The organism is Geovibrio ferrireducens, assembly GCF_026226615.1.
Lineage (GTDB): Bacteria > Chrysiogenota > Deferribacteres > Deferribacterales > Geovibrionaceae > Geovibrio > Geovibrio ferrireducens.
Genome location: NZ_JAJAPB010000002.1, coordinates 342,015 through 352,878, shown reverse-complemented (window position 1 = coordinate 352,878; position 10,864 = coordinate 342,015). Strand labels below are relative to the sequence as shown.

Annotated in this window: 9 protein-coding genes and 1 tRNA gene; 9 read left to right on the top strand and 1 reads right to left on the bottom strand. The window is 52.2% G+C overall.

Going from position 1 to position 10,864, the window contains the following annotated elements:
- Positions 1 to 13: 13 nt before the first annotated feature.
- The 7 genes from OSQ85_RS03580 to OSQ85_RS03550 are packed head-to-tail and all read left to right on the top strand — an operon-like array spanning position 14 to position 8,262.
- Complete coding sequence (locus OSQ85_RS03580) at positions 14 to 436, top strand: hypothetical protein (RefSeq protein ID WP_265821349.1); 423 nt, start codon at positions 14 to 16, stop codon at positions 434 to 436.
- Positions 433 to 4,014: a nitrate reductase subunit alpha gene (locus OSQ85_RS03575; RefSeq protein ID WP_265821348.1), complete on the top strand. Its 3,582-nt coding sequence runs from the start codon at positions 433 to 435 to the stop codon at positions 4,012 to 4,014. Before OSQ85_RS03580 ends, OSQ85_RS03575 begins: the two co-directional genes overlap by 4 nt.
- Before the next feature lie 2 nt (positions 4,015 to 4,016).
- Positions 4,017 to 5,441 (top strand): nitrate reductase subunit beta, encoded by a 1,425-nt coding sequence (narH, locus tag OSQ85_RS03570; protein WP_265821347.1) that lies wholly within the window; start codon positions 4,017 to 4,019, stop codon positions 5,439 to 5,441.
- Positions 5,422 to 5,949, top strand: a complete 528-nt coding sequence (locus tag OSQ85_RS03565; protein ID WP_265821346.1) for a nitrate reductase molybdenum cofactor assembly chaperone — start codon at positions 5,422 to 5,424, stop codon at positions 5,947 to 5,949. The genes narH and OSQ85_RS03565 overlap by 20 nt, the downstream gene beginning before the upstream one ends.
- Positions 5,927 to 6,586 carry a respiratory nitrate reductase subunit gamma gene (locus tag OSQ85_RS03560; RefSeq protein WP_265821344.1) on the top strand — a complete coding sequence of 220 codons (660 nt, stop codon included), beginning with the start codon at positions 5,927 to 5,929 and terminating at the stop codon, positions 6,584 to 6,586. Before OSQ85_RS03565 ends, OSQ85_RS03560 begins: the two co-directional genes overlap by 23 nt.
- Before the next feature lie 12 nt (positions 6,587 to 6,598).
- On the top strand, positions 6,599 to 7,903 hold the full coding sequence (locus OSQ85_RS03555) for an MFS transporter (protein WP_265821342.1): 1,305 nt from the start codon (positions 6,599 to 6,601) through the stop codon (positions 7,901 to 7,903).
- Positions 7,900 to 8,262 carry a PAS domain S-box protein gene (locus OSQ85_RS03550; protein WP_265821341.1) on the top strand — a complete coding sequence of 121 codons (363 nt, stop codon included), beginning with the start codon at positions 7,900 to 7,902 and terminating at the stop codon, positions 8,260 to 8,262. The genes OSQ85_RS03555 and OSQ85_RS03550 overlap by 4 nt, the downstream gene beginning before the upstream one ends.
- A gap of 36 nt (positions 8,263 to 8,298) precedes the next feature.
- On the opposite strand, the gene OSQ85_RS03545 is transcribed toward OSQ85_RS03550, so the two are convergent.
- Positions 8,299 to 8,372 (bottom strand) — tRNA-Arg (locus OSQ85_RS03545).
- Positions 8,373 to 8,577: 205 nt separating this feature from the next.
- Between OSQ85_RS03545 and OSQ85_RS03540 the strand changes: the two genes are divergently transcribed.
- Entirely contained in the window at positions 8,578 to 9,366 is a 789-nt protein-coding gene (locus OSQ85_RS03540; protein ID WP_265821340.1) for a ParA family protein, read from the top strand.
- Positions 9,363 to 10,862 carry an Hsp70 family protein gene (locus OSQ85_RS03535; protein WP_265821339.1) on the top strand — a complete coding sequence of 500 codons (1,500 nt, stop codon included), beginning with the start codon at positions 9,363 to 9,365 and terminating at the stop codon, positions 10,860 to 10,862. The genes OSQ85_RS03540 and OSQ85_RS03535 overlap by 4 nt, the downstream gene beginning before the upstream one ends.
- The last annotated feature ends 2 nt before the right edge of the window (positions 10,863 to 10,864 follow it).

Sequence of the window (10,864 nt, the reverse complement as noted above, 5' to 3'; positions counted from 1 at the left end):
AAAGGTGTGATTTATGAAAAACGAGGTTATTTTTCTACTCGCCGCACTCATTGCGGTTTTCACGGCCTTTTCCCCTTCCCCTGTTCAGGCGGGTATCTTAACTGAATCATCAGGCAGGTCTCCTGCGTGTATTTCATGTCATTCCGTTTCGGCTATGGGGCTTGAGGGAGGCTATCTGGCATCCGATATAAGCGGGTTTGCAGAGGATTTCGGCGCAGAGGGAGCGGCTGATTTTCTGAAGAATATCCCCATTGAGGTTATGGCGGCGGCCTATGCCGCAAGACCCCTCACTGACGGGGATATTGAGGAGCTGCTCAGGGATTTCGGAGGCGGAAAGCTGTTCGGTATTAATCATATTGCCGCGGGCGCAGTTCTGGCAGCTGTGCTGACGCTATTTTTGCGGTTTGTGTTCCGCCGCAGAGGAGGCAGGGAATGACAGTGAAAAAAACTGACCATATGAAGGATATACATAAACCCGCGGAAAGGGCGGGCGAGGATTTTTACCGTGTGCGCAGCACCTATGACAAGGTGGTGAGAAGCACCCACGGTGTGAACTGCACAGGAAGCTGCAGCTGGAATATTTACGTTAAAAACGGCATTGTCACCAATGAGCTCCAGGCGGTGGACTACCCGCAGCTTGATCACGAAATCCCCAACTATGAGCCAAGAGGCTGCGCGAGGGGAGCATCATTCTCATGGTATCTCTACAGCCCGCTGAGGGTGAAATACCCCTATGTGCGGGGGAGGCTCCTTGACCTGTGGCTTAACGCCAGAAAACGCTTCGCAGATCCTGTCGCCGCGTGGGAATCCATAATGACGGACGAGGCGGCGAGAAAATCCTTTCAGCAGGCAAGAGGAAAGGGCGGCTTAAGGCGCACAGACTGGGACACTGTTCTTGACATCATTGCCGCATCAACAGTTTACACTGTCAAAAAATACGGCCCGGACAGGATAACAGGGTTCTCCCCGATCCCTGCCATGTCTCAGGTGAGCTATGCGGCGGGCGCAAGATTTCTGCAGCTCATAGGCGGTTCATGCCTCAGCTTTTATGACTGGTACTGCGACCTCCCTGTGGCCTCACCGCAGATATGGGGCGAGCAGACTGACGTGTGTGAAAGTGCCGACTGGTACAACTCCATGTACACTGTGCTCATGGGCTCCAACGTCAGCATGACGAGAACGCCCGATGCCCACTTCCTTGCGGAATCAAGATATAAGGGAACAAAGGTTGTGGTGCTTTCTCCGGACTACAGTCAGGCGGTTAAGCATGCGGATCTCTGGGTTCCTTTAAAAAAAGGGCAGGACGCAGCATTCTGGCTTGCTGTCAACAACGTGATAATAAATGAGTTTTACAATAAAAAGGACACGCCGTACTTCACGGAGTATGTGAAGAAATACACCGACCTTCCTTTCCTCGTGAGGCTTGAGGAGACCAAAGACGGCTTTAAGGCGGGCAGGTATCTCCGCGCCTCGGACATTGACGCATTTGCGGGCGAGGAGAACGCGGCGTGGAAAATGCTCCTCATGGATGAGTCCACAGGGGCGCTCTACTCCCCCAAGGGAACCATAGGCTACAGATGGGCAAAGGAAAAGGGGAAATGGAATCTCGAAAGCACAGACGGGATAGAGGGGGCGGAGCGTTCGCCCGTGCTCACCTTCAGTGATGCCGAGGTTGAACTCTGCACGGACGGCTACGGCGCGGAGGGTGAATACACCCCGGTTAAAAGAAAAGCGGGAGCGAAAAGGATAAAAACCGTTCACGGTGATGTATATGTAGCCACCGTTTTTGACATACTCCGTGCCAGCCTCGGCGCGGGGGAAAACTATTACGAAAACGCCCCGTACACCCCCGCATGGCAGCAGCAGTTCACAGGCATAGAGCCGGAGACGGTTATTAAGGTTGCCCGTGAGTTCGCCGAAAACGCTGAGAAGACGGGCGGCCGTTCCATGATTATAATCGGAGCGGGCGTAAATCAATGGTATCATTCAGACCTTTCGTACAGAGCAGCGATAATGGCACTTATGCTTACAGGTTCCGTCGGGGTAAACGGCGGCGGACTTGCGCACTATGTCGGGCAGGAGAAAGTGGCGATGCTCTCCTCATGGTCCGCCCTTGCCATGGCAGGAGACTGGTGCAAGCCTCCGAGGCTCCAGAACGCTCCGTCTTTCTGGTACATCCACTCGGATCAGTTCAGGTATGAGGGCTCGGTATTCGACTACTTCGCAGTGCCTGATAAGGAGAAATTCAAAGAACAGCACTCCGCGGATTTCAATGCAAAAGCTGTCCGGCTGGGCTGGCTGCCTTTCTACCCGCAGTTCTGCGGAAGCTCCATAGACGCAGCAGAGGAGGTTCTCCGCGAGGCTGACGGAGACAAGACAAAAGCCATGAAGATAACCGCCTCAAAACTGAAAAAAGGGGAGATGAGGTTCGCTGTAGAGGAACCGGACAATCCTGAGAACTTTCCCCGCGTGTGGTACATCTGGCGCGGAAACGCCATATCATCCAGCGCAAAAGGGCATGAATACTTCCTTAAGCATGTTCTCGGCACGGATCACTCAGTCCACGCGGAGGAGACAGGCTTCGGATTCGAGAACATAAAAGGAGCAAAGGGGGCGGAAGGAAAGGTCGATCTCATAGTGGATCTCAACTTCCGCATGGATACCTCCGCCGTTTATTCGGACATAATTCTTCCCGCCGCTACATGGTATGAGAAGAACGACCTCAACACCAGCGACATGCATACCTTTGTGCACCCGCTGACAGAGGCTGTTGCGCCCCTTTGGGAATCCGCAGGCGACTGGGAGATCTTCCGCCGCATAGCCGAAAAATTTTCCGAAACGGCATCGGCGCATTTCCCGAAGCCGGTTTACGACCTTGTGGCGACCCCCCTTGCCCACGATTCCCCGGACGAGATAGCTCAGGAAAATGTAACCGACTGGAAATACGGCCACGAAGACCCCATACCCGGCAAAACCATGCCCAAGCTTACCTTTGTGGAGCGTGATTACAGAAAAATACACGAAAAATACATAACCCTCGGCAAAAGCATAAGGGAAAACGGCATAGGCGCCCACGGCGTTAGCTGGAACAGCAGAGAGGAATATGACGACCTGAAAAAGATCAACGGTTCAAGATATATGGAAGGTGAGGAGATGGCTGATGTGTCAACAGCGCTGAAAGCCTCTTCCGCAATTCTCCGCCTTGCGCCGGAGGGGAACGGGCAGGTTTCACTGAAAGCGTTCCGGGATCTTGAAGCCAAGACAGGCAGGCCGCTTGCGCATCTTGTTGAGGGGTATGAGCAGTACTCGGTTTCATTTGACGAGATAACCCGCCAGCCCCGCAGGATAATCAACTCCCCCTGCTGGAGCGGCAAGATAGAAAAGGGGAGAACCTACGCCCCGTACACGCTCAATGTTGAGGATCTTGTGCCGTGGCGCACCCTCACGGGCAGGCAGCAGTTTTATCTGGATCATGAAATGTACATTCAGGCGGGGGAAAACCTTCCGGTTTACAAGCCTGAGCTGGATATGGAAATGCTGGGCGAAACGGAGGGCGGAGACGGGCTTGTGCTCAACCTCCTCACCCCTCACGGAAAATGGAACATTCACAGCACATACTTTGACAATGAAAGGATGCTCACCCTCTCAAGGGGAGGCCAGTGCGTATGGCTCAGTGAGAAGGACGCGGAAAAAGCGGGCATAACCGACAACGACTGGCTGGAGATGAGCAACAGAAACGGAAATGTGGTGTGCAGGGCAGTGGTCAGTGTGCGCATACCTGAGGGAATGTGCCTGATGTACCATGCGCCGGAACGCACCATAGATGTCCCCTTGAGCCCGTCAACAGGCAAAAGGGGCGGCGTGCACAACAGCCTCTCCCGTGTGCGGCTCAAACCCACCCTCATGGCGGGCGGCTACGGGCAGTTCACATACTATTTCAACTACTGGGGCCCCATAGGTGTAAACAGGGAAACCTTTGTGAAAATAAGAAAACTTAATGAAGTGAGGTACTGATTATGGATGTCAGGGCGCAACTTTCGATGGTTCTTCATCTTGATAAATGCATAGGCTGCCACACCTGCTCCGTCACCTGCAAGAACCTTTGGACAAACAGAAAAGGGACGGAATACATGTGGTGGAACAATGTTGAGACACGTCCCGGCACCGGCTACCCGAAAAACTGGGAGGATCAGGCAAAATTCCGCGGCGGCTGGGAGATAAAGGACGGCTCCCCCGTGCTCAGGGCGGGCTCCAAATGGGGAATACTCTCACGTATTTTTCATAATCCCGACCAGCCAGTGATGAAAGATTACTACGAGCCTTTCACATATGACTACGCCAATCTCATGGACGCTCCGGAAAGTGCTAACCAGCCCATAGCCAGAGCCAAATCCCGCGTAACGGGCGAAAGCATGAATATTGAGGCAGGCCCCAACTGGGACGATGACCTCGGCGGTTCAAAGAAATACGCGGCGAATGACCCCAACCTCACAGATGAGGACAGGGCGCTTTTCGGCGAGTTTGAGAAAATTTTTATGATGTACCTTCCCCGTCTGTGCAACCACTGCCTCAATCCGGCGTGCGCGGCTGCCTGCCCCTCCGGCTCGATCTATAAGCGGGGGGAGGACGGCATAGTCCTGAACGATCAGGAAAAATGCCGTGCGTGGCGATACTGTGTCAGCGCATGCCCCTACAAAAAAATCTATTACAACTGGGACAGGGGCAAGTCGGAGAAGTGCATCTTCTGCTATCCGAAAAGCGAAAACGGCGAACCCTCCGCCTGCGCTCATTCATGCGTAGGGCGCATCCGCTACACGGGAGTTCTCCTTTACGATTACGACAGGCTCATTCAGGTTCTGGACGCGCCGGAGGAAAGCCTTGTTGATGCTCTGAGAAGCTGTATCCTCGACCCTTCCGATCCGGAGGTCAGAAAGAACGCGAAAAAGGCGGGCATAGAACCGGACTGGATTCAGGCGGCGGAAAATTCCCCTGTGTATGCCTTCGTGAAGGAGTTCGGACTTGCCCTGCCGCTCCACCCGGAGTTCAGGACATTCCCCATGGTGTTTTATGTTCCTTCCCTGTCGCCTGTTCTGCGCAAGGCGGAAACGGATATGACAATGGAAAACTTCCGCATTCCGGTTAAGTATCTGGCTTCGGTGTTCACCGCAGGCAACGAGGCTGCTGTGGAGGATACGCTGAAAAAACTGCTGGGCATAAGGAGTTACATGCGCGGCAAGGGGCTTGATGACAATGAGCTTATGGAAAAGGGCGTGTCTCTTTCCGGCTGGAACGGGCAGGATCTCGAAAAGGCTTACAGGCTTACGTCCCTTACCAATTTTGCAGGAAGATTCGTGATACCCAAGTCCCGCAGGGAGAACGGCTGCTCATACGAAATGCAGGGTGCAGAGGGGTTTTTGAACCATGGAAAAAACAAGCGCTGAAAATATATTTAAATCCTTCTCCGTACTGACGGATTATCCGTCTGACCTGTCCGCTGTGAGGGAACACTGCCGCAGACTGGAATACGCAGGGCTGGCGGAAGGGTGCTTCGCCCTTATACCGCCGGATACAGGCGCACTTCAGGAGGAGTTTACAAGGATTTTCGATTTCGGAAAGGACACAGCGCCCTATGCCGCCTTTCACCTTTTCAGCGATGAAAGAAGGCGGGCGGGCTTTATGGCGGAACTGGCGGGTAAATACGCCTCTGCCGGTTTTGAACGGACACAGGGCGAACTGCCGGATTACATCCCGATTTTGCTGGAATTTATAAGTTTCAGGGGAGAAAGGGAATGTACGGAGCTGACAGAGGCGGTCTCCCGCGCGGCGGAATGCATCGCCTCCGCATCTGCTGTTGAAAAAAGCGCCTACGGGCTGATTTACCGCTCTTTGCAGAAATTTGCTGATGAATGCCTCAAGGGAGGGGAAGATGAACTGGAACACATTCTTTAATATATTCCCATATATTGCTCTGGCCGCTGCTGTTTTCGGTACAGTGACTGCTTACGGGAACAACAGGTACAGAATAAGCACCCGCGCAGGCGGGTTTCTGGAAAACAGAAAGCTGTGGGGCTCTGTTCCGTGGCATTACGGAATAATCATTGTCCTCACCGGACACGTGATCGGAATTATTGCGCCGTCTTTTGTGCTGAGGCTCACTGGAAATCTGGGGGTGCTCGCAGCCCTTGAAACCCTTGCCTTTTCGGCGGGTCTTCTCTGCCTTTTCGGGCTTGGCGCGCTGATTCTGAGGAAACTTTCGGACAGATACGCACTCTCCCAGACTCAGGCGGGAGACTGGCTTGTGCTTGTACTCCTTGTTTTTCAGGTGCTCAGCGGGCTTTATATTTCGGCATTTCACAAATGGGGCATCAACTGGTATGCCTCGAACGCCTCTGTTTATGTTCTCTCCGTGCTGAAATTCAGCCCGCAGGGGGATGTGATAACCGCTCTGCCCCTTGTCGTCAGGCTCCATGTTCTTAACATGTTCCTGATTATTGCGGCTCTGCCGTTCACAAGGCTGATTCATGTTTTTGCCGTGCCGCTGAAATATCCTTTCCGCCCGCACATAATATTCAGATGGAATAAATAAGGAGAGGCAGCTATGAACTACACAGCAAAAGGCTCACCCCTCAAGGGGCTTACGGGAGCCACTCTTGGTTTCTTCTTCGGTTTTGCGGCGGTTGCCCTTTTCGGGCCGACGGCAAAAAAACTGCAGGTGATAATGGGCATAAGCCCTGCGCAGGTGGGGCTGCTGGTGGCTATCCCCGCCCTGTCCGGCTCGCTTCTGCGCATCCCTTTTTCCGCATGGGTGGATAAGGACGGCGGGCGGAAACCGTTTATGGTTCTCCTTCTGCTTGCGCTTACCGGAATGGTGGGGCTGTCTGCCCTTTTTCTCACCAGATACCCGGACAACATGACAGCGGAACTTTACCCGCTGATCCTTTTCTTCGGTTTTCTCAGCGGCTGCGGCATAGCCACATTCTCAGTGGGGATAAGTCAGGTGGCCTACTGGTTTCCGCAGAAGAAGCAGGGCTGGGCTCTTGGAACCTTCGGCGGGCTGGGGAACCTCGCTCCGGGGATATTTTCGTTCCTGCTGCCTCTGGCTTTATCCGTAATGTCCCTTCCTGCTGCTTATGTCGTCTGGAGCCTGATCCTCCTCACCGGGGTGTGCGTTTACTGGTTTACCGCGTTCAATGCGCCGTATTTTCAGGCACTGTCACAGGGGGCTTCAGCCGAGGATGCGAAGGGATTTGCCGCTGACCTTTACTCTGAGGCTTCGCAGAAGCAGGAGCTTTTCCCTTCCGGCGGCGTGGTGTACACCCTTGTCAAATCAGCCTCCAATCCGTATACGTGGATGCTCGTGCTGCTTTATTTCGTAACCTTCGGCGGGTTTATCGCACTCACTGCGTGGTTCCCGACATTCTGGCAGTCGCTGTACGGCTTTTCCGTCACTGCGGCAGGTTTCCTCACTGCGTTTTATGCGGTGCTCACTTCGCTTTTCCGTGTGCCGGGGGGCAGTTTTGCTGATAAAATAGGGGGAACGGCGGCATCGCTCATATCTGTTGCCGTTCTGGGCGCAGGTTCGGTTATTGTGGTGTTCACCGGAAACTTCGCTCTCACCGTTTTCGGCATAATGCTTATGGCGATAGGCATGGGGGTTAATAATGCGGCAGTTTTCAAACTCGTTCCGAAATATATTCCCGAAGCCATAGGCGGTGCGGCGGGCTGGGTCGGCGGACTTGGAGCCTTCGGCGGCTTTGTGCTGCCCCCTGTTCTCGCCTCATATGTGGGCAGAAACGGCGACGCGGGCTACAGACAGGGCTTCATGGTTTATACCCTGATGGCGGCTTTGTCGGTGCTGCTGATATTTTTCCTTAAAAGGTCAGAGAAGAGAGGCGGCAGATGAAGGATATTATTTTTCAGATGGCTGAGAAGGCGGACGACGGAATAATGTATGTAACTGCGGACGGAAATATTGCTTACTGGAACAGAGGCTGTGAAAGAATTTTCGGCTTTTCCGCCGCTGAGACCGCGGGGGCGAATCTTGATATTATTATCCCCGAAAAACACAGGAAAAGACACTGGGACGGTTTTTACAAGGTTCTTGAAACCGGGCGGACAGCCTATTCCGGCAGAATGCTCAAGGTTCCGGCCATACGGAAAGACGGCGAAAAGCTTATAATAGAGTTCAGTATGCAGATTATTGAACAGGAAGGTAAAAGCGCGGGATTCACCGCAATTGTCAGAGATGTTACCCAGAGATAAAAAAAAGCGGGTGGAACAGCCCGCCCGCTTTTTAAACGCCCTCGACATGATTCGAACATGTGGCCTATTGATTAGGAATCAATCGCTCTATCCTCCTGAGCTACGAGGGCGTGAGAAAAACTTCTATAACAAGGCAAAATCATTGTCAAGAAATAATCCCGCGAGGGGGATATTTTACAGATTGAACAGAGAAGTAATAGCTTATGGTGATATAGTGATGCTAAACTCACATCATAAACTATGCCTTTTTTTCCAGAGGCTTAGGGCATACTTATCTTGCGCGGAACACCTTCGGCATGCTATTATTCAGACATTATGGGAGAAATAATTACTTTCGCAAATAAAAAAGGAGGGAGCGGCAAAACCTCCGCTGTTCTTAATATAGGCGCGGCGGCAGGCGGCAGGGGGAAAAAGATTCTTCTCATAGATCTTGACCCGCAGGCGCATCTCTCCTACTGGTCCGGCGTGAACACCTATGACACCTATCCCAATATCTACGGTGCGGTGCTGGGTGAATATTCCGCGCAGGACGCGGTTTTCAGACCCCCTCACGGGCTGTATGACATTATACCTGCATCCACGGGCTTCTCTCACCATGACCTGCGCAGGCTCCTTGACGGAGTAAGCGTAGAGGCCAAGCTCACAAAATGTCTCATGAATATCAAAGAGAAGTATGACTATGTTCTCATTGATACGCCCCCGACTGTTGCGGTGCTCACGCTGAACGCCCTTGTGGCTTCCAGATTCGTGCTTATTCCCGTTCTCCTGAATTTTCTTGCCATTGAAGGGCTGGCGCAGCTTGCCCAGAATATTTACCGCATAAACATGGCGCACAATCCGGATCTGCGGATTATGGGCATCATCCCCAATCAGCATGATATAAGAAGCAACCACGCCAAAAAGGTTATGAAGGAGCTTTATGAAAACTTCGGGGAGGACATGGTAACTCCCAGAATAAGGAGCGATGTCAAAATCGCCGAGGCGCCGGAGGCCAGGCTTCCCATGAATCTTTACGCTCCCGCCAGCAGAGGGGCTATGGATTTCAGCATTCTGACCGATTACATCCTCAGTAAAATCGAGGAAGAAGCGGGAGCAAAGAAATGAAACGCTGCGTCGGGATAGATTTCGGAACAAGCAACTCCATGATAGCCGTATGCAGGGACGGCGGAATAATAGACATAATAAGCTCCGAAAGCGGCAAGAGATACCTGCCGTCTGTGATATATTTCAAAAACGAAAACGAGGCTGTAATTGGCGATAATGCAAAGAGTATGCAGCTTCTCGAATCAGAGCATACCATTGCCAACATAAAGAGATACATGGGAACAGATATGCTGTTCCCTCTTTACGGAAGGGAGTACAGGGCGGAGGAACTCGCCTCGCTTATTTTCCGCAAGCTTAAGAAAAGCTTTGAAGATTACTCCGGCGAGAAAGAGGCGGACGCGGTTGTCACTGTTCCCGCTTATTTTGACCATTACCAGAGGGAAGCGGTGCGCTCAGCCGCTGAGAATGCTGGGTTTAATGTCCTGCGCCTCTTGAATGAGCCCACCTCGGCTGCTCTTTTTTATAATAACATAGGGAAAAACACAGGTGACGTGTGCATGGTTTTTGACCTGGGCGGCGGCACGCTGGATATAAGCCTTATCGAGATGAAGGCGGACTGCTGCAAGGTGCTTTTCACCGGAGGCTCCACCGAAATCGGCGGAGTGGATTTTGATGTCATGGTGGCGGACTATTTCATAGAGAACTTCCGCAGACAGCACGGCATAGACCTTAAAAGCGACCCCATAGCCTATCAGCAGCTTCTTTTTCAGGCCGAAAAAGCCAAGATGGAGCTTTCCTCCCTGAATGAGGTTAACCTTGTGGTTCCCTACATCACAGTAACCAAAAACGGCGCACTCCATTTCAAGGAAACAATAACCAGAGAAACCTTTGACAAAATAACAGCCCCCCTCACCAAGGGGATAAAGAGCATTATCGACAGCCTGCTTGAGTCAAACAGCCTCAGTATTGAGGATATAGCCAGAGTTCTGCCCGTGGGCGGAGCTTCACGCATACACAGCGTGCGCAGACTTGTTTCGGACATTTTCGGTGACAGAGTGAGAAAAGACATGAACCCGGAGGAGGCCGTGGTAAGCGGGGCTGCGGTGAATGCCGCCATGCTTTCCGGGCTCATAAGCGACAAGGTGTTCCATGATGTCACTTCCCATAACCTCGGCATAGAGGATGACAGCGGAAATTTCGAAGTAATATTAAAGAAAAACGAGGTTTACCCCGTGGAGTTCAGTATGGTTTTCACCACTTCTGAGCCGGAACGGAAAAATATTACTGTTCATGTTTTGCAGGATATGGCAAAATCTTCACTTAATACAGGGGATTCAGTCAGGGAGAATCCCGAACACTTCGTCAGTCTGGGCAGGTTCTCGGTGGAACTGGATGTGCCGGAAGACGGCGAGCCTTTAATTGATATTTCATTTATGATCGACGAAAGCGGAATAATAAGCGTCAAGGCCAGAGATGTCCGCAATGAAAAAGAAACAGACTTCACACTCAGGCTTAAAATCGAAAACGAAATTTTGAATACATTGGAAATATTCTGAAA